Below are 18204 nucleotides of genomic sequence, written 5' to 3' on the forward strand. Positions count from 1 at the left end.
CGAGGCCGCCTCCTGTCTCACCTTTGGTTATCGCTTGCGCCTTGCCCGCGAACATCCAGATAGAGCATCAGGCCAAGGCCGATCAGGCCGGCGAAGGCACCGAGGATCGAGGTGCCTGAATAATCGCTGAATCGGGTACCGATCGCAAACAGGATGGCGCTCAACCCGCCGCTCAGGAACAGGTTTACCGAGATCAGCGAGCTGCCGAGGCCCGGACGGTCGGCAATGAGGTCCTGGATATAGGTGATCGGGATACTGATGAGGGCAGCAGCGGCAAAGGCGCTGAGCAGGGTCAGGGCATAGACATGCCACGGAGCCGAGGAAAGCCCGAGCAGAGTGAGGTAGACAGCATAAAGTCCTGTGCTGATAGCAAGCGCCGTCACCGCGCGCAACTGCATGCGCGCCCAGACGAAAATGAACACAACTTCGAGAAAGGCGACGATGCCGACAATCACGCCGATGTCCGTCACGGTCCCACGCGCAGCGCCGGTGATAATCAGCGGCTGGACTGCGGTGTTGACATGCAGGGTAGACGTGATCAGCGAGATCGCCATCAGGCGGCCGAAGACGCTGGGTGCGAAGACTTCGCCGAAGGATGCTAAATAGGAATGGCGATGGCTTTTTGCCGGAGGGGGCCCCTCTGAAGTGGGCAACTTGAAGAAGATCAAAGCCAGATTGGCGATACAGCCGAGGCAGGCGAGCAGATAGGCGGGCAGCATGCTGCCGCGTCCAACCAGAACCAGCGCCACCAGGCCCGGAACCAGAACCCAGGCAACCGAGATCGCGGCACGGACACTGGAGTTGATCGCCGCCGCATCGCGTCCGCCCTCGGCATTGGCGATGGAGCGCACTTTGGCAAAGAGCAGCGATGTCATCGAGTTATAGACCGGCAGCATGACCAGCGTGCAGAGGACAAAGCTGGCAGGAACCGGAGCCGCGTAGACAAGGCCATAACCGAACACGCCGAACGATATGACTGTCATCAGCAGAACCCGGTAATTGCCGATACGATCGGCGAGAACGCCGACCCAGAGGCTGACGATGACGTTGACGGCTGCCGCGACGAAAATCAGGATCGAATAGAAACCGTTGCTCAAACCAAGCTCAGTGATGCCGATCACCGACTGATAGGGCCCTGTCGCGGCTCCCGTAAAGCCGAACAGGAAGATCGCGATCATGCTCAGCCGGACCACGGGGTGGCGGAAGGCGATCGGCAGCGTTGATGTCATGATGAGAGCACCGGAAAGGAGGTCAAAGAGCGGCCGGACATCCGGACGGAAAATAGAAGTGCCGAGCGCGTTAAACCGTCATCATTCCCGCCAGCGGGCCGACAGCACGGCCGCGGGGGCATAGTCGAAGTCTCGGTCGAAGGGAAAGATGGGCCTTGCCCTGCGATGACTTGTCAGATTGGCGATATCCTGATTGACGACGCCATCGGTTAGCGCCATCAGGTTGGGATTGGCGATCGGCGCCAGTTCCGGCGACAGATAGCCGGACTTCACCACCAGCAGCCGCACGGCCTTGGGATCAAGCCCCAGCCGCCGGAAATCCTCGATATTGTGATAGGGACGGCGGCGCGCGGCTAGCACGATCTTGATGCCGCCAACACCGACGACGGCCTGACGATCCGCGGCAGCGCCGCTGTCATCGAGGCGAAGCACTGTTGCCGTCACCTCGGCCGGAACGCTTGCCGGAGCCAGACTGCCGCCGATCTTGAGAGGAAGCGTCGCGCCCTCCCCGGCCGCAAAGCAGGCCTCGACCGCCGGACGATCGGTGATGCCGGCGAGAAGCGCGCCCTGCCAGTTGCGGGCAATCAGCGCACGCAGCACATCAGCCCGGTCGCCAACCCCGCCGCCGGTCGGGTTATCGGCGGAATCGGCGAGAATGACGGGCGACGTCTCCGCAGATGCCGCGATATCGAGCATCTGCTCCAGCGGCCCCGTTACTGGGCCAAAGCCAAAATTTTCACGCGCATTCCAGTATTGTTGCGCGATGTCCTCGGCCGCCTTGGATGCGGCCTGCCTGTCTATACCGGTCACGACGGCGCAGGCCGTTGCCCGCGGTTCGTCGGCCCAGACATAACCGATCATCAGATTGGTATCGAGAATGCCAGGCTGCGCATCGGATGCAGGCAAGCCAAGATAGATCGATCGGGCGGGTTCGTCTTCGGTCGAGGTGCATTCGCCGGGCAACAGCACCGGCACCTTGGCCCAGACGACACCCGGGCGATTGCCCGTGCGCAGGGTTTCGACCAGCATCGACCAGGCCCGAACCATCGTTTCACGCGTGTCGATATGCGGGGCAGTGCGATAGGCTGCGAAAATATCGAGCTGGTCGATGATCCTCTGGCTGACATTGCCGTGCAGATCGTAACTCGCAGCGACCGGGCAATCCGGCCCGACGACGGTGCGGGCTGCGGAAATCCAGTCGCCCTCGGCGTCGTCCATGCCCTCGACATTGATCGCGCCGTGCATGGCCAGATAGAGGCCATCGATCGGCAAGGCGGCCTGAAGCCGTTCGAGAAACTCCGCCTTGAACCCCTCGTAGGCCTTGCGCGATACCGGACCGCCGGGCACGGCGCGAGCGTGCAGCAGCGGCACATGCTCGATCCCGCCGGCATCGAGGAAGTTGAAATACTCCGCACCGAGCAGATCGGCATCGCGCAGCACCCTGAAATCCTCGGCGGCCATCAGGACCGGCGAATAGGTGCTGCATTCGGTATGAATACCACCAACGGCGATGCGCATTGTTTTCCCCATGATATCCGTTGTTACAGTTTTGGACTGAGTGGGACGATGGCTGCGAAGCGCAACCAGTCCTTCTGATTTTTCGGTGTCCATGCGGCCTCGGCTATTGCCGGAAGACGCGGGAAGACCAGACGGTTGAAATAACCGCGCGACAGGTAGTGCTCGCACCAGATGCAGGCCTGCACGCCTTTCATCCGGTCTTTCAATTCCTCGGGAAAATCACCTTCCGCCTCATAGCCGTAGGTGTGAGCGGGTGGCACGGTCCCCGCCCAGCTGGCGCCCGGCTCCTGCCATTCCTCACCCTGCACCATGTCGAGATAATAGGCCTGCCCCGGGGTCATCACCACGTCATAGCCTTCGCGGGCAAGCTCGATGCCGACTTCAGGCGTCTCCCATGCCATCAGCAATGTTTCCACCGTGTCGACACCGCCGCCATGAGCGACCTCGTTCCACCCGGCAAGCTTCTTGCCGCGCTTTGTCAGCATGTCCTTGATCTCTCTCAGGAAATAGGACTGCAGCTCGAACGTGCCTGAAATGCCTTCCTTTTCCATCAGCTTGCGGGCGAGCGGCGAGGCAAGCCAGGCCCCTTTCGCCACTTCGTCGCCGCCGATATGGATGTAAGCAGAGGGGAAAAGCTCGACCATCTCATCGAAGACTTTCCCGAGAAACTCATAGGTGAACGGTACGGCCGGATTAAGCGCGTTGTTCGGATAGCCCTGTACCGAGTGATAACTTTCGGGTGCCTCTTGGCCATCGGACAAATCGCGAAGGGCAACCAGTGTCGCCGAATTGTGACCGGGGACATCTATTTCCGGAATGATCTCCACATTGAGCGTCAGCGCGTGCGCAACGAGTGTGCGAACATCATCCTGACTGTAAAACCCGCCGACTGGCTCCGCTCCATTGCCGAGTTGCGGCAGAAACGGACCGTCCGGGCTACGGACAACGCCGACAGTTGTCAGCTCCGGATAGGCCTTGATCTCCAGCCGCCAAGCTTCGTCGTCGGTCAGGTGCCAATGGAAAATGTTGAGCTTGAACCAGGCAAGGATATCGATCAGCCGCGCAACATCGGCGACCGGGTAAAACTGCCGCGAAACGTCGAGATGGCAACCACGCCATCCGTAGCGCGGCTCATCCGAAATCGTGCCGGAGACCGGAAAGCGGAATTTTCCCGGCTCGCGGCGGGCGCCGTTCAAAAGCTGCGCAAGCGACGTCAAACCATACTGCCGGCCGGCGGCTCCGCCATAGCTGAGCGTGACGTCTTCCGAGGAGAAAGACAACGCATAGCTTTCTGCCAGGAGAGTGGCATCCAGCGTCAGATGCAGCACCCTGCCCTGGCTATTCGCCGCCAAGCTGAGTGGCGCATGATCGGCTTCGAACAGGCGGCGGAACAGGCCGATCACGGTATCGATTGCCTTGATGTCTTCCACCGATGCGCCGGGCGCGGGATAGAGGCAGACCGGAAATGTATCGCCGGGCTTCACATCGATCTGGCGCGGCCATGGCTGCAGCGCATAGGGCAGGTCAAGCTTGCCTTCCGGCAACAGCACCGGTGGCGGCTCGCTGGTCCGGCCTTCCAGCAGAAGGTCGGATACGGCGACGGGCACATGGCGGCCGTCCGCCAGCGTCAGATAGGCGGATTTCGCGCCATCGGTGCAATGCACGGCTTTGCGGTGCAGTCCGCCAACTGTGAAAGTCCAGGAGGCTCCGGGCGCGAGCATGAAGCCGGCCGTTGGTGCGAATTCATGGTAGTTGGCGTTGCGCTTGACGAAGACTGCATTTTCGCAGGCATTCTTGTCGATCACCCGCGTCAGCGAGGTATAGACAATTGTAAAGTCTTGAAGGGCCGTGTCCGACAGGTTGAACAGGCTGAAAACGAAACGGCCGTGCGGGCCGCCGTCGGTATGCCACGCACTTTCAAGACGATAGGACGCCGATTGCATGTCCGTTCCTCTGATGTCTAATAGTTTTCGGATTGAGAAAAGGTGCGGGCAAGCTCGGCCTGTCCTGCGGTCAGGCCGCAGTCGACCGGCAGGCAGACGCCGGAGATTGCCGCGGCCAGCGGACTGGCGAGGAAGCCGACGGCATTGGCCACATCATCCGGGCTGGCGATCCGCTGCAGCGGATACCAGCGGCGTGCGTCCTCGAAGACGTTCGGATTGGCGGCCGCGCGGACCTCCCATGCCTGGGTACGCACCGTTCCCGGCGACACCGCGTTCGCTCGGATGCCGTATTTTCCATATTCGACGGCAATCAGCTTCGTTAGGTGCAGAAGGCCAGCCTTGGCGGCGCTATAGGCAGGGTGGCCAAAGACATTGGTACCGTTGACCGACGCGATGTTGATCACCGAGCCCTGGCTTTGCTTCAACGCATCCTCGACCGCACGAAAGCAGAGGAAGGCCGCCTCAAGGTTCAACGCATTGTCCATGCGCCAGATTTCAGGCGTCGTGTCATGCAGGCTGACAGCGCGGGCGGCACCGGCATTGTTGACAAGTGTACGGACCGTACCAAGCTCCGCTCCCCGAGCCGCCATCGCTGCAACGCTTGCCGCATCGGTGATATCGCAGACCAGGGCAACGAATTTCGCCGGATTACCAAGGCTCGCTGCCGCCTTCTCGACGGCGGCACCGTCCAGATCGGGCATCAGCACGACATCATGATCTGCACCAAGACGGCGGGCGATGGCCCGGCCGATATCGCCTGCCGCCCCCGTTACGATTGCAACAGATGAAGTCATGACGGGTCCCCTGTGAGCATGGTGAAATCAATCCCCGAGAAGCTGGCGGTCGTCGCCATCGCGATGGGCGACAAGCTGTTGTTTGATGCGCCGCAACGTTACTGTCGCCTGTGGCTGAATATTGTAGGCAACCAGGCTGGCCAGGATATCGAGGAGCGCGACATAGGCGATGCGGGTTGAGGTCGGGCGATAGATATTCGTCCCTTCCGGCAGATCGACCGGTACCGTGATATCGGCAGCACGGGCAACCGGACTACCGCTCTGCGTCAGCGCAATAGTCGTTACTTTCTGGTCGCGGGCGAGCATGAAGGACCGGACCAGTTCGGCATTGCGCCCGGAAAAAGACGACCCGATGACGACGTCACCCGGCCGGGCCGCCGCCGCCATCATCATCTGCATGCTGTGATCGGAGCTTGCGGTGATGCGCAGCCCGAGACGAAACAGGCGGTTTTGCAATTCGCTGGCGATCATCGATGAATTGCCACCGGAGCCGAACGCATAGATCATATTGGCGCCGGCCAGCTTTTCGGTGGCCTGCTCGATCGCAGCGAGATCGAGGCTGCGATGCAACATGAACAGCGCGTTCTGTGCCTTGGAGATGATATCCTGCGCCACATCGGCCGGCTCCCGGCTTTTCGGCTCCGGCTTGAGGTAACGCATGCCGACATACGCGGTGCGCGCCAGTTGGACTTTGAAGTCGGAAAAGCTGTCGCAACCGAGACGGCGACAGAAGCGTGTAACCGTCGGTGGCGACACGTCGGCCCTGCCGGCCAGCTCGATGATCGAAGCATTCACTGCAAATTCGAAGTCGGTCAGCAATATTTCGGCGATGCGGCCTTCAGCCGGCGAAAGCCGGCCTTTTTCTTCCTGAAGCGTCGAGAAAATATCCATCAGAGTGCACTTTCAATGAAATCGCCAGGCCACCTCAAAGAGGCTTCCTGTAACCGCGGCAATGCTGCGATCCGGCACACGATTCTCACTTGATGTCCACCCGTTCCCGTATTGCCTGAACTCTAGGAAGTCTTTTCTTTATAGGCGACGCAGTCGATCTCGACCTTGCAATCGACCATCATCGATGCCTGAACGCAGGCCCGTGCCGGGGGATGTTCGCCGAAATAGTCCTGGTAAATCTTGTTGAACGTCCAGAAATCACGGGGATCATCCAGCCAGACGCCGACGCGAACGATATGCTCGGGTCCGTAATTGGCCTCCTTCAGGATGGCCAGCAGATTGGCGATTGTCTTGTGGGTCTGCGGAATAATGCCGCCCTCGATGATTTCGCCATTTTCCATTGCAACCTGGCCGGAAACATGCAGCCAGCCATTCGCCTCTACCGCGCGCGCGAACGGCAACGGCTTGCCACCAGCGCCAGCCTGCACGGTGCCATAACGTGTAATGGACATACGCCTCGTCCTTGCAAATTATTTTCTTGATCCGTTGACAAATGACCATAGAAAGCAGAATTTGGCCAGAGAAAAACGCCATTTATGAAAAGAATTTCAATACACGGAGCAATCGTGCGCGATCCCTTCCGCAATCCTTTCCCTTCTTCTGATGTGGCCCGCCACGCGATCTGGCAGATGCTGGTCGAGCGTGACATCGATGCTTTTCTGGCGGCCGACTGGTCAAAAGTCGCTGGCGATTTTGTCGAGGAAGGTTTCATCGGTATCGACGCCAAGCGGGAGGTAAGCCCCGACAAATGGCGCCTAGCCTTTCCATCACTGACGGCCTATCGCGACGAATGGCTGCGCCAGGCAGAGGATTTTGCCCAGCAGTCCTTTGCTGAAGACACCCGCAACGCCATTTTCACCACCACGACGCTCGAGGACATCGAGATCGAGGGCGATATGGCGCTTGTCCGCAAGAAATTTGATGGCAGCCTGAAAAAATCGGATGGGAGCGTCGATATTCTCAAGTGGCAGACACTCTATTACTGCCGCCTGCATCATGGACATTGGAAGATCTGCGGCTTCACCGGATATCTGCCCAATCCGATGGGTGCGGCCTAAAAGAGTAGAACGAGGCGAAGGCATTGCGCATTTTCACCGCCGTCCTGGCGACCGAGACCAATACATTCTCACCGATCTGCGTTGATCGCCGTGCTTTCGAGGCGTCGCTCTATGCCCCGCCGGGCGAACACCCGGAAACACCGACGCTGTGTTCGGCACCGATCACGGTCGGTCGTAGGCTCGCTGCGGAAAAGGGCTTTGAGTTGATCGAAGGAACGGCCACCTGGGCTGATCCGGCTGGTCTCGTCAATCGCCTGACCTATGAGAGCCTGCGCGACGAAATCCTCGATCAATTGCGGGCGGCACTGCCGGTGGATGCCGTTGTGCTCGGCCTGCACGGCGCGATGGTCGCCGATGGCTATGAAGATACAGAGGGCGATTTCCTCGCCCGCGTCCGTGAGATTGTCGGTCCGGAAATCCTTGTCTGCGCCGAACTTGATCCGCACAGCCATCTGACGGTGAAGCGCCGTATGGCTGCGGATTTCTTCGTCTATTTCAAGGAATTCCCGCATACGGATTTTGTCGATCGCGCCGAAGATCTTTGGCGTATTGCGCTCGATACGCTGGCCGGCCGTATCAAACCGGTGATGTCGGTGTTCGATTGCCGGATGATCGACGTCTACCCGACATCGCGTGATCCGATGCGGTCGTTCGTCGACAAGATCATGCGGATGGAAGCGGAAGACCCGGACATCCTGTCAATCTCTGTGATCCACGGTTTCATGGCCGGAGACGTGCCGGAAATGGGCACGAAATTGCTCGTCGTTACCGACGGTAAGCCGGAAAAAGGCGCAACCCTCGCCCGCGAACTGGGTCTTGAACTTTTCGCCAAGCGTGGCACGTTCATCATGCCGCAGATTGACGAGAAACAGGCCGTTTCCCTTGCGCTCGCCGCAACGGCCGGACCGGTGGTGATCGCCGATGTCTGGGACAATCCTGGCGGTGGCACGGCGGGCGATGCGACGGTACTTCTTGCCGAGCTTTTGGCCCAGGGCGCCAAAGACACCGCAGTCGGCACGATCTGGGATCCGATGGCCGTGCAGATTTGCATGGCTGCCGGAGAAGGAGCTGAAATCCAGCTTCGTTTCGGGGCAAAATCGGCACCGGGAACCGGAAATCCCATCGATGGCATCGTCAAGATCGTCAAACTGGTGCGCAACGCCGAAATGCGTTTCGGCGAGAGCTATGCCCCCTTTGGCGACGCCGCACACATCCACCTCGATGGCATAGACATCATCCTCAACTCTACCCGGGCACAGAGCTTTGACCCGAGCCTGTTCTCGGTGATGGGCATCGACCCGGCTGGAAAGAAGGTGCTGGTCATCAAGTCGACCAACCATTTCTATGCTTCCTTCGCGCTGATCGCAGCAGAGATTCTCTATTGCTCGGCAGGGACCCCCTACCCGAACAATCCGGCGCGCACGCCCTATCGCCGGGCGCCGCGTGACATCTGGCCCATGGTGGAAAACCCACACAATCTGGAACAAGGCGCAGCCTGAATTGACCGGTCAGGGCTTTCCGCCACGAACCGCCAAAAGAATAAAGGGGACGCATCATCTGCGTCCCTTTTTGCATTCAATGGAATACAGCCGCTTTTCGCACCATCAGCCGCCAGCGATTTTCAACAGGCCGACATCGATGTCGGTCAGTTCTACCCGGCGTTCCAACGCGATGCCGGATGCGTCGAACAGATGGCAATCGGCGGCCTGAATGCCGATCGAAACCGTCTCATCGGTGCGGATTGGGGCGCTGCCCGGCAGCATCGCGCAGAAATTCTCGCTCTCACCATCAAGCGCGGCATAAGCGACAGTCTGTGCCCCCAGCCGCTCGATGACCGACGGCGTCAAGTTCATCGACAAATCCGCCTTGCCGAACTGAATATGTTCCGGCCGGATACCCAATGTCAGCGGCTGGCCGACAAGATCGGAGCGACCCGCCACGGGGATCGTTGCTGTTTGCCCCTTGAATTCGACCTCGACGCCTGCATCGCTGACAGCCTTGCAGGTGACGGGCAGCATGTTCATGCGCGGATTCCCGATGAACCCGGCGACGAACATGTTGGACGGCTTGTGATAGAGCTCAAGCGGAGCACCGATCTGCGAAATCTCCCCGGCATTGAGGACGACGATCCGGTCCGCCATCGTCATCGCCTCAACCTGGTCGTGCGTGACGTAGATCATCGTCGCCTTCAACTGCTTGTGCAGCTTGGCCAGTTCGATCCGCATATCGGCGCGGAGCGCCGCATCGAGGTTGGATAGCGGCTCGTCGAACAGGAAAATCTTCGGTTCCCGCACGATTGCACGGCCAATCGCAACGCGCTGGCGCTGGCCGCCGGACAGCAGCCCAGGCTTCTGCTGGAGCCGCTGATCGAGATGGAGAATGCGTGCGGCGTTCTCGACCTTTGCCTTCAGCTTGTCTTCCTGCATCTTTTCGACGCGCAGCGGAAAGGCGATGTTCTCGAACACGGTCATATGCGGATAGAGCGCGTAGCTCTGGAAGACCATGGCGATGCCACGCTTGACGGGTGGCAGGTCGTTGACGCGCTTGCCATCGATCATGATGTCGCCGGAACTGGTCTCATCAAGACCGGCTATCATGCGCAGCAATGTCGACTTGCCACACCCGGACGGTCCGACGAAAACGACAAATTCGCCGTTGCGGACCTCCAGGTCGATGCCTTTCAGCACTTCGAACGTCCCGTAGAATTTGTGAACCTTGTTGAGATTGAGCTGTCCCAAGAAACTGTCTCCGGCCGCCGGCGGAAAGCGGCCCGTTCGTAGCAGAAAAGGAATGGACCGCGAACCAAGCTGATGGTTCGCGGTCCGATGGTCTTATTTGTACTGCTCGAGATCGGCGGCAGCCTTCTTCAGGGCATCCGCCGGTTCGGCCTTGCCGGTGACGACGGCCTGGACCATTTCGATCATCACGTTCTGGAAGCCCTTGTAATCCGTGAACAACGGCTCCGGACCGCCATAGGTGATACCGTCGATGAACGGCTTCCAGTAGGGATCCTTCTTGACGAATTCATCGACCATCGGCGACGGACGCAGTGGCGTCAGGCCGGCACCGCCCTGCAGCTCGTACTCACCCTGCGGGCCGGGCGATGTGATGAACTTGGCAAATTCCGTGGCCTTTTCCTCGACGCCGGAGCCCTTGAAGATCGCCAGGCTGTCGGTGATCAGCAGAGTGCCTTCACCCTTTGCAGCCGGGCCAAGCGGCAGCGGAGCGACGCCCCAGTTGACCTTGGTGTCCTTCAGACGGACAGCCGCACCGGAGCCGGACTGGAGCATGCCGACCTTGCCGTCGAGGAAGATGGCGCGCATTTCGTTCTGCTCGTAAGCGGTGGCGCCTTCAACCGAATAAGGTGTGATGTCCTTGTAAGCCTGGAGAGCTGCGAGAACCTCCGGGCTGTCGATGACGATCTTGTCACCATCGATGACCTTGCCGTTGTTGGTGTAAACCCAATGCATGAATTGATGCATGGTGTTGTCAAACGTCTTGGCAGGGAGGCCGTAGCCGGCAATGCCGGTCTTTTCCTTGATCTGCTTGGCGAAGGCGATCTCTTCGGCCCAGGTCTTCGGCGGCGTTTCGGGATCGAGGCCAGCCTGCTTGAAAAGGTCCTTGTTCCAGTAAAGTGCCTTGGTCGAGAAGGCGACCGGAACGCCCCACTGATTGTCATCGAACGTGACTGTATCGGCGATATGCGGGTAATAGCTCTTCTTCTCGTCTTCGGTCATCGGCACCGGGACGATCAGATCGTTCTGGGCAAATTCCTTCAGCGTGCGCGAGCCGACATAGGCCATCGCGACCGGGGTGCCGGCCACGGCAAGCGTCGTTGCCTTGTCCTGGCACTGTGCCCAGCCGACAACTTCCGGCGTAACCTTCCAGCCTGGGTTCTTTTCTTCCCACTGCTTGATGTACTTCTCATGGACCGGATCCATGGTGTCGCCGCAATAGATCCAGCTGATTTCCTGGTCGGCCGCATGCGCGGTCATGGCGCCAAGCGCGGTCGAGCCGAGCAAGGCAAGGGCGACAATCCCCGTCTTGAAATGAATTGACACGTTAGAAGCTCCCGTTTCTCTGGTGGTTGACTGCTTTTATTGTTTCACCGCGCCAGCGGTCAGCCCGCTGACGAGATAGCGCTGGAGGAAGAAGATCACGATGATGGCCGGGGTGATGCCGACGAAGCTCGCCGCCATCAACTCGTTCCAGATCACTTCCTGCCGGCCGAAATAGGCAAACAGCCCAACCGGCAACGGCATGTATTCGGTCTTCGAGTTGAAGGTCAGCGCGAAGATGAATTGCTGAGCGTAGGATCCGATGAAGGTCGTGATCGCTACGACGGTGATGCCGGGCATGGCGATGGGGAGGATGACCCGGCGAAGCGTGTAGAAATGGCTGGCACCATCGACGAAGGCCGCCTCGTCCAGCTCGCGCGGAATGCGCATCATATAGGTGCGCAGCAGCCAGATCGCTGAAGGGATCAGGAAGGCGACTCCCGGAACGATCATGGCAAAATAGGTGTTCAGCACGCCGAATGTCCGCATCAGCCGGAACAGCGGAATGAGCAGGACGGCACCCGAAAACATGTTAACCGCAAGAAACGCGCCGAGCAGAAGCCCGCTGCCGCGAAACGTGAACCGGGCAAACGCATAGGACGCCGGTACGACGAGGACGAGGACGATCGCAGTAACGATGATCGAGATGAAGAACGAGTTGAAGATATAGCGGGCAAACCCGGGAACGCTTATCCACATTGTCCGGTAGGCGGCAAAGGAGCCGTTTTCCGGCCAGAACTTGTAGGGCGAGGAAAACAGAAGGCCGAGCGGCTTCAGCGATACCAGAAACCCTTCGACGAACGGCGCCAGGATGAAGGTCAGGAAGAGGAAGATACCGGCATAGATGCTGATGACCTCGTACCAGCGGTAGCGGTTGATCATGGCGGGTTGCGTGCTCATCGGTTGGATTCTCCCGCAGAAAGCCGGCTGGTCACCCGGAAATAGGCCACGCAGAAAATCGACAGGAAGATGCAGATCAGCACAGCGCGGGCGGCACCTTCACCATATTTCTTCGAGCCGATCGCCGTTCGGTAGGTATCGATGATCATCGTCGTCGTTTCGCCGTTCGGCCCGCCCTGCGTCAGAATCCAGATGATATCGAACGAGTTGAACGTCGATATCAGCGACAGCATCGACATGGTGATCATCGAAGGAATGAGCAGCGGCAAGGTAATGCGGCGGAAACGATAGAAGCGGCCTGCCCCGTCGGTCCATGCGGCCTCGTAGAGGTCCTGCGGTACGGCCTGCATGGCTGCCAGCATGTAAAGCGTCACCATGGGAACACCGATCCAGACGTCGGTGATGATCGTCGCCCAGAAGGCGGTCGAACCGTGGGCGAGGAAGGCAATCGGACCGTCGATGATGCCCCAGTTCTGCAAGACGCCGGAAATCATGCCGAACTGGCCGTTGTACATCCAGCCCCACATGAAGATGCCAATCGCCATCGGCACAATCCATGGCGGCATGGTCAGCACGCGAAACAGCGCCCGGCCCGGGACCGCCGCGTTCAGCATGCAGGCGCCGAAGACACCGATGATCATCTTGATGGCAACCGAGAAGAAGGTCCACACGAAGGTGCGGATGATGACCTCGGCAAAGGTGGTGTTGAAGATCTTCTCGTAATTGACCCAGCCGACCCAGTTGGTCGTCTTTTTCAATGATGCGTCGGTGAATGACAGGATGAATGTATCCAGAAGCGGATAGGCGACGATCACGACAACATAGAGAACGGCTGGCAGCAAAAGCATCCAGGCGAAGATGAGGGTGCTGCGCTGAACGTTCATTTTGCGCTCTCCTTACGCCGCACGGGAGTGGAGCGCCTCGTCAAAGCGATCCCAGATCGGCCGCAGATCAACGACGGTGCGTTTGCGGCGCGCCTCGTCCATCGACAGTGCAAGAATGCCCGCTTCCAGCGCGTCGAGCGTCGAGACGGGGAGCGGCCGGCCATCGCGGACATGGCCGATAATGTCGGTGGCCATCTGCTCGTCGGCGCCGTAGTGCTGCGACAGTGCTGTCGCTGCATATTTGTTCTCGACGACCTTCTTGCCGGTCAGCATCTCGTGGACATCGAAATAGCCACGGATGAAATCGCCCTCGGCCATGCCGCGGGACCCCATGATGCAGAAACGGCGGAACTGGTCGGGAACATTCAGGTTGGTATGGAAATTCATGCCGACGCCATTGGCATATTCGACGATCGCCACCTGGTAATCGATGATATCGCCATCACTGTCGAACACCTTGTCGGAGCCCATCCAGCCGCTGGGCTTGCGATGGAAGAGTTCGAGGTCGTTGATGCCTTCGCGGGCCGGGTCGTTCGCCGGAATAAAGCTCTTGCGGCCACCGAAGCTTGCTACCCGCTCGGGCCGCGCACCAACGATGCCGTTGTAGAGGTCGAGATCATGGCAGCATTTTTCCAGCATGAAACTGCCGGAATAGCGCTCATAACGGCGCCAGTCGCGCATGAAGAACGCGCCATGATAGGGTTCGATATGTTCGGAGGCCTCAATCGAAACGATCTGGCCAAGCGTTCCGGCAGCCTGGGCGGCGCGCAGGTCCCGGTACATCGGCGCATAACGCAGCACCAGGCCAACCATCAGCCGCTCATGGCCGAATTTCGCCATCAGCCGGGCCAGTTCGATGCTCTCTTCGACTGTCGTGACGACCGGCTTTTCGCTGAAAACCTTCAGCCCGGCCTCAAGGCCAATGCGAATGTGATCGAGATGCAAATGATTGGGCGAGCCGATCATCAGGAGATCGAGCTTCTCGTTGGCAATCAGCTCTTCAGGCGTTGCGTAGGCGGTGCTGGCGGAGACGCCGTTTTCCACAAGGCCCGGCAAACCGGCGGGGCTCGGATCGACGTAACCCGCGATCTCGAAGCGCTCGTCCATGGCTTTGAAAACATAACCCAGATAGCCCAGACGGAATCCGAGTCCGATGATGCCAACTTTCATTCTTCTGGTATTCCCCGATTTTTATCGTAATTTATTTTCTCAGATTGAGGCAGATTTTCAAACGCGTCAATCGAAATCCGCAAAATCACTGGTTTTATGAAATTCATTTTCATGATCCTTCATGTGCAATGGCTCTAAACAAGGAAAATTATTCATAACCGGGCCCGCGGTGCCCTTGAATTGTGAAGACGTGCCACGGCATGCCGAGGAGTGCGTTCGACAGGGGCAGTCATCTGGCATGGCTGAGAAGTGCCGCGCTTTCAAAGGACGGAGGAATATGGCTGCGGCGCCTTTGCAGGCTACCTATTGCCCATTGACCAAAGCAAGGACGAGCTGATGGATATTGCCGCCGTTGCTGAGTTCGGCCCGGTCGAAGTCCCGGCTCTGTTGCCGCTGGGCCCGTGAGAGTTCACCAAGACGAGCGGTCAATTCCGTGCGGATCTTCTGGCACTTTGGGTCATCGGCGACTGAAAGACCCACGGAAACGGCTTCAATCTTCTTTACCATATCCTTGATGAGATCGCCATGCACAAGTTCATGCTGGCGTACCCCCGAAATGAAGGTGTCCCATCTTTTCGCAACCGGGGCCGGCAAGCGTTCCGCCGGTTTTGGCAAGACATAGGTTATGATCAGCTTGGGCCGTGCGATAGCCAGAACACAAGCAGTGCCACGCGGCTCATATTTCCGGGTCCAGGTCAGTTTGAAATTGGTGACGGCCATGGCCCGGCCGGCAGTTCCGATTTTTGGGCCACGTTCACCAATGGAGGCGTACAATTCGGCGCCGGTCTTGCCGGCAACGGAATAGGGCTGCACGTTTTCGACGGCCTGCCAGTTTGCCTGTGCAATATTTGGTATCAGGGCCATACAACCCGCCAGCAAACTCAAAAAACGAATGGGGTTCACGGGCGCTCTTTCAAAATTGTGCTGCATTATTCGTTCGCGATCACCGGGCAGGCGCTGTTTGCGATGAGGCCGTCCGCCGACCGGTTGTCGATTGTGAACCGGTTTTGCCCCCGATGGAAAGAGCCGGCGCGGGGTTAATCATACTCATCGTCTTCGGTGATCTTCGTTCCCATCATATCTGCATCATCAGCCACTCTTTTCCGATTGAGCAAGCCGCTGTCCTCGAGCATTTCGATATCCGGCAGATCCCGCAGGGTGTCGAAACCGAATGTCGACAGGAACGCAGGTGTTGTGACGTAGGTATAGGGTGCACCCGGCGTTGGGCTACGTGGGCCGGAGGTGATGAGCTTTGCCTGGCGCAGGCCGGCAATCGTGTCCCGGCTGACTTCCTTGCCGAACATGGCCGACAACTCACCGCGCGTCACTGGCTGATAGTAACCGATCGCAATCAGAATAATCGCCTCTTGCTGGCTGAATCCTGCCATCGGCTGCGTGGCCGCACCTGCTGCCCGGATCGCCGGCGCATAGGCGGCTTTTGTCCTGTGGTGCCAACCGCCCGCGACAGAAACCAAGTCAAACGGCCGGCCGCGCAATTCCTCGCGGATGTCGTCGATGATCAGGTCGATATTGCATTCTTGACCAACAATCCGGGCAAGGGTCGCACGATCGACAGGGGTGGCCGAAGCAAAGATCACCGCTTCTATACGGTTCATCCATTCGCGCCAGCGGAGCGCCGGTGACAGGGACACCAGTTCGCGATCGAACAGTGCGATGTCTTGACCTGCTGCTTTCCGTTTGCGCCCTCCGGTTTTGGCAATATCCTGTCCAGACATGGTCATAAGCCGTAAATGCGAAAGGTGGAGCGCCCTGACAGTTCCCGTACACCGCCGAGCATTTCAAGACGCTCAAACAACCGGCGGCTAGCCCAGCGGGAAAGATTGCCGTTGGTCGCGGAGGCCGACAGCGCATCCTCATCGAGCAATTGCTGCAGGACGGTTTCTGCGCCCTTGGTCCGCACTTTGGGTGCCACGGCTAGGAATTGCTCGGCACGGCGGTTGATCTCCACCGCCTGGCGGATCGCCTCACGTGCGCCTTGAACGAGAGCGAGGCAGACGGATCGGGCAAACGCCTCCTCATCGGGCCTTATGCGTCCCCTCCCCCCGGTCATCCTGAAGGCTGGGTCGTAGCGCTGCGCCATCAGCAGCGGAACAGGCCTTTGCCAGTTGAGCTTTTTCGCCAAAACCCAGTCCGCCAGCCACCAGCCAAGAATTTCCGCGTCCGGACGAAGACGCCATACCGTCGTTACCAGTTCAGCCACGACAAAAGGTGCGGCCCGCCCGTCCTGGGCCAAGTCGCCGGTGAGCTGGGAGAACTCCGCTAGCCTATCGTCCCATTTCAGTGCGAGGAGATCGGCGATGTCCCGCAATGTTTTTTCGTCGACCAGTTCACAATTCTGGGTGCTATGCGCCGACAATCTTTTATAGGCCAGGAAAATATTGCCGGCCGGCCCTGCATCGCCACCCGGCGCGCGCAACAAAACGGCATCACGTAGCGCGGGCTCATCTTCCGTCCGCCCCGTCAACCGTACTGCCGTAACCGCACATCTCAACCCGAGGCGCTGGCGCCAGGCGCCGGACCAGGCTGGCTCCGAGCGCACCAACTGGTCCAATGAACTCAGGGCCGCTCCCGCCATGAACGCCACATCGGCATCATTCGGCTCCCCGCGAGATTTGACCCACCCAGGTATGACCGGCAGGGGAATCGTTGTAGAAAGCGTGGGGACTGATCTCGAATCCATAGGCGAAGCTTATTCGAGAGGGGCGGTTTTAACCAGAGTAAATGTCAAAACCGCACAGGAGCCTTCTAAACGAAAACGACTGATAATATTAGTTTGCCGTTTGTTTGGTTTGGACCGCCTCAAATTTCTCGGAAGCAAGAGCGATTGCTTGCGACTGATCATTATCTCTCGGCAACCGTAGCCATATCGTAAATACGCCGATCGGTCCCCGGGCCCTCCCCTCCCCCAGCATGCGGGGGTTATTGAGCGGGCGGCGGATTGTTTTGACTCAAACCGCCTTGTTTTCAGCATTTTACACCGGTATCTAGCTAGACAGGCTAGATTGGAGCGGAACATGGAATGGCAGTTACAGGATGCGAAGAACCAATTCTCAAAAGTGGTTCAGAAAGCGAAATTCGAGGGTCCGCAGATTGTGACCTTACGTGGCGAGCGGGCTGCAATCGTGCTGTCGGCCAGAGATTATGATGCACTGAAAGCTGGGCGACCGACGCTTGTCGATGATCTTCTTGCAGCACCACCATGGGACGACTCTTCTGCCGACAGTATTTCGGCCCGCGAACGGTCGCCCAGCCGGAGCCCGGTGTTCTGATGTATCTGGTCGATACGAGCGTTATCTCCGAGGCGATCCGCGGTGCGCCAGAAGCGGTTGCCTGGTTGCGCGCGCAGGATTCGGCCGCCATCTACATCAGCGTGGTTACGATTGGCGAAATCATGCGCGGCATCGCCCAGAAGCAGGCGACGGATCGGAGAACTGCAGCGCATCTCGCTGAATGGTTGCGCAAACTCCGGCATGACCATACGGCGCAGATACTCCCGGTCACCGATCAGGTGGCTGTCGAATGGGGTCGGCTTGCCGCCCTTCGGCCGTGGAGTGACATGGACGGGTTGATCGCAGCCACTGCGATCGTTCATGATCTTGTTGTCGTTACGCGCAACGGCGCTGACTTTACCGGCGTCGGCCTATTGGTCGTCAATCCGTGGGATCTCGCTTGATGGTG

General features: G+C 59.0%; 18 protein-coding genes. 4 read left to right on the forward strand and 14 right to left on the reverse strand.

The genetic code is table 11. The features are described 5' to 3' along the window. Positions 1 to 17: 17 nt before the first annotated feature. The 6 genes from ACSQ3J_RS22730 to ACSQ3J_RS22755 all read right to left on the reverse strand — a co-directional run bounded on the left by ACSQ3J_RS22730 (position 18) and on the right by ACSQ3J_RS22755 (position 6887). A complete protein-coding gene (locus ACSQ3J_RS22730; protein WP_436040377.1) occupies positions 18 to 1229 on the reverse strand; it encodes an MFS transporter in 1212 nt (403 codons plus the stop codon). Between the two features lie 81 nt (positions 1230 to 1310). Next, positions 1311 to 2747 (reverse strand): M81 family metallopeptidase, encoded by a 1437-nt coding sequence (locus tag ACSQ3J_RS22735; RefSeq protein ID WP_060502324.1) that lies wholly within the window; start codon positions 2745 to 2747, stop codon positions 1311 to 1313. 23 nt (positions 2748 to 2770) lie between these two features. Next, complete coding sequence (locus ACSQ3J_RS22740) at positions 2771 to 4690, reverse strand: beta-N-acetylhexosaminidase (RefSeq protein ID WP_436040379.1); 1920 nt, start codon at positions 4688 to 4690, stop codon at positions 2771 to 2773. Positions 4691 to 4707: 17 nt separating this feature from the next. Then, on the reverse strand, positions 4708 to 5484 hold the full coding sequence (locus tag ACSQ3J_RS22745; RefSeq protein WP_060502322.1) for an SDR family oxidoreductase: 777 nt from the start codon (positions 5482 to 5484) through the stop codon (positions 4708 to 4710). 27 nt (positions 5485 to 5511) lie between these two features. Further along, complete coding sequence (locus tag ACSQ3J_RS22750) at positions 5512 to 6375, reverse strand: MurR/RpiR family transcriptional regulator (protein WP_060502321.1); 864 nt, start codon at positions 6373 to 6375, stop codon at positions 5512 to 5514. Positions 6376 to 6497: 122 nt separating this feature from the next. Then, positions 6498 to 6887, reverse strand: coding sequence for a RidA family protein (locus tag ACSQ3J_RS22755; protein ID WP_060502320.1), 390 nt, complete (start codon positions 6885 to 6887; stop codon positions 6498 to 6500). A gap of 114 nt (positions 6888 to 7001) precedes the next feature. Here ACSQ3J_RS22755 and ACSQ3J_RS22760 point away from each other — a divergent pair, with 114 nt between their 5' ends. Both ACSQ3J_RS22760 and ACSQ3J_RS22765 read left to right on the forward strand, forming a co-directional pair. Further along, positions 7002 to 7493 carry a hypothetical protein gene (locus ACSQ3J_RS22760; RefSeq protein WP_060502319.1) on the forward strand — a complete coding sequence of 164 codons (492 nt, stop codon included), beginning with the start codon at positions 7002 to 7004 and terminating at the stop codon, positions 7491 to 7493. Positions 7494 to 7516: 23 nt separating this feature from the next. Then, entirely contained in the window at positions 7517 to 8992 is a 1476-nt protein-coding gene (locus tag ACSQ3J_RS22765; protein ID WP_436040382.1) for a M81 family metallopeptidase, read from the forward strand. A gap of 105 nt (positions 8993 to 9097) precedes the next feature. Here the strand turns inward: ACSQ3J_RS22765 and ACSQ3J_RS22770 are convergent, their stop codons facing one another. The 8 genes from ACSQ3J_RS22770 to ACSQ3J_RS22805 form a co-directional block, all read right to left on the reverse strand. After that, a complete protein-coding gene (locus ACSQ3J_RS22770) occupies positions 9098 to 10231 on the reverse strand; it encodes an ABC transporter ATP-binding protein (protein ID WP_436040384.1) in 1134 nt (377 codons plus the stop codon). A gap of 93 nt (positions 10232 to 10324) precedes the next feature. After that, positions 10325 to 11488 (reverse strand): extracellular solute-binding protein, encoded by a 1164-nt coding sequence (locus ACSQ3J_RS22775; RefSeq protein WP_436040433.1) that lies wholly within the window; start codon positions 11486 to 11488, stop codon positions 10325 to 10327. Positions 11489 to 11590: 102 nt separating this feature from the next. Next, complete coding sequence (locus ACSQ3J_RS22780; protein ID WP_436040386.1) at positions 11591 to 12451, reverse strand: carbohydrate ABC transporter permease; 861 nt, start codon at positions 12449 to 12451, stop codon at positions 11591 to 11593. After that, positions 12448 to 13335, reverse strand: coding sequence for a carbohydrate ABC transporter permease (locus ACSQ3J_RS22785; RefSeq protein WP_436040388.1), 888 nt, complete (start codon positions 13333 to 13335; stop codon positions 12448 to 12450). Before ACSQ3J_RS22785 ends, ACSQ3J_RS22780 begins: the two co-directional genes overlap by 4 nt. A 12-nt stretch (positions 13336 to 13347) precedes the next feature. Continuing rightward, positions 13348 to 14505 (reverse strand): Gfo/Idh/MocA family protein, encoded by a 1158-nt coding sequence (locus tag ACSQ3J_RS22790; RefSeq protein ID WP_436040390.1) that lies wholly within the window; start codon positions 14503 to 14505, stop codon positions 13348 to 13350. Between the two features lie 303 nt (positions 14506 to 14808). Continuing rightward, the gene (locus ACSQ3J_RS22795; RefSeq protein WP_436040392.1) at positions 14809 to 15369 is read right to left on the reverse strand and encodes a DUF922 domain-containing Zn-dependent protease; all 561 of its coding nucleotides are present in this window, start codon (positions 15367 to 15369) and stop codon (positions 14809 to 14811) included. Positions 15370 to 15542: 173 nt separating this feature from the next. Next, entirely contained in the window at positions 15543 to 16241 is a 699-nt protein-coding gene (gene scpB, locus ACSQ3J_RS22800; protein ID WP_436040394.1) for an SMC-Scp complex subunit ScpB, read from the reverse strand. Between the two features lie 2 nt (positions 16242 to 16243). Next, positions 16244 to 17206 (reverse strand): DUF1403 family protein, encoded by a 963-nt coding sequence (locus tag ACSQ3J_RS22805; protein WP_436040396.1) that lies wholly within the window; start codon positions 17204 to 17206, stop codon positions 16244 to 16246. Between the two features lie 334 nt (positions 17207 to 17540). Here ACSQ3J_RS22805 and ACSQ3J_RS22810 point away from each other — a divergent pair, with 334 nt between their 5' ends. Together ACSQ3J_RS22810 and ACSQ3J_RS22815 are read left to right on the forward strand one after the other, a co-directional pair. Beyond that, positions 17541 to 17795 carry a type II toxin-antitoxin system Phd/YefM family antitoxin gene (locus ACSQ3J_RS22810; protein WP_060502309.1) on the forward strand — a complete coding sequence of 85 codons (255 nt, stop codon included), beginning with the start codon at positions 17541 to 17543 and terminating at the stop codon, positions 17793 to 17795. Then, positions 17795 to 18199 carry a type II toxin-antitoxin system VapC family toxin gene (locus ACSQ3J_RS22815; protein WP_060502308.1) on the forward strand — a complete coding sequence of 135 codons (405 nt, stop codon included), beginning with the start codon at positions 17795 to 17797 and terminating at the stop codon, positions 18197 to 18199. Before ACSQ3J_RS22810 ends, ACSQ3J_RS22815 begins: the two co-directional genes overlap by 1 nt. Positions 18200 to 18204: the final 5 nt, after the last annotated feature.

Origin of the sequence: Rhizobium sp. LjRoot98, from assembly GCF_964252935.1 — a bacterium.
In the GTDB taxonomy this organism is placed as follows: domain Bacteria; phylum Pseudomonadota; class Alphaproteobacteria; order Rhizobiales; family Rhizobiaceae; genus Pararhizobium.

Excerpts from the sequence above, each read along its gene's own strand:
- ACSQ3J_RS22730 (WP_436040377.1), bottom strand. The coding sequence starts at position 1,229 with ATGACATCAACGCTGCCGATCGCCTTCCGCCACCCCGTGGTCCGGCTG.
- ACSQ3J_RS22810 (WP_060502309.1), top strand. The coding sequence starts at position 17,541 with ATGGAATGGCAGTTACAGGATGCGAAGAACCAATTCTCAAAAGTGGTT.
- ACSQ3J_RS22745 (WP_060502322.1), bottom strand. The coding sequence starts at position 5,484 with ATGACTTCATCTGTTGCAATCGTAACGGGGGCGGCAGGCGATATCGGC.
- ACSQ3J_RS22805 (WP_436040396.1), bottom strand. The coding sequence starts at position 17,206 with ATGGATTCGAGATCAGTCCCCACGCTTTCTACAACGATTCCCCTGCCG.
- ACSQ3J_RS22795 (WP_436040392.1), bottom strand. The coding sequence starts at position 15,369 with ATGGCCCTGATACCAAATATTGCACAGGCAAACTGGCAGGCCGTCGAA.
- ACSQ3J_RS22780 (WP_436040386.1), bottom strand. The coding sequence starts at position 12,451 with ATGAGCACGCAACCCGCCATGATCAACCGCTACCGCTGGTACGAGGTC.
- ACSQ3J_RS22815 (WP_060502308.1), top strand. The coding sequence starts at position 17,795 with ATGTATCTGGTCGATACGAGCGTTATCTCCGAGGCGATCCGCGGTGCG.
- ACSQ3J_RS22775 (WP_436040433.1), bottom strand. The coding sequence starts at position 11,488 with ATGACCGCGCATGCGGCCGACCAGGAAATCAGCTGGATCTATTGCGGC.
- scpB (WP_436040394.1), bottom strand. The coding sequence starts at position 16,241 with ATGTCTGGACAGGATATTGCCAAAACCGGAGGGCGCAAACGGAAAGCA.
- ACSQ3J_RS22735 (WP_060502324.1), bottom strand. The coding sequence starts at position 2,747 with ATGCGCATCGCCGTTGGTGGTATTCATACCGAATGCAGCACCTATTCG.
- ACSQ3J_RS22785 (WP_436040388.1), bottom strand. The coding sequence starts at position 13,335 with ATGAACGTTCAGCGCAGCACCCTCATCTTCGCCTGGATGCTTTTGCTG.
- ACSQ3J_RS22755 (WP_060502320.1), bottom strand. The coding sequence starts at position 6,887 with ATGTCCATTACACGTTATGGCACCGTGCAGGCTGGCGCTGGTGGCAAG.
- ACSQ3J_RS22740 (WP_436040379.1), bottom strand. The coding sequence starts at position 4,690 with ATGCAATCGGCGTCCTATCGTCTTGAAAGTGCGTGGCATACCGACGGC.
- ACSQ3J_RS22750 (WP_060502321.1), bottom strand. The coding sequence starts at position 6,375 with ATGGATATTTTCTCGACGCTTCAGGAAGAAAAAGGCCGGCTTTCGCCG.
- ACSQ3J_RS22790 (WP_436040390.1), bottom strand. The coding sequence starts at position 14,505 with ATGAAAGTTGGCATCATCGGACTCGGATTCCGTCTGGGCTATCTGGGT.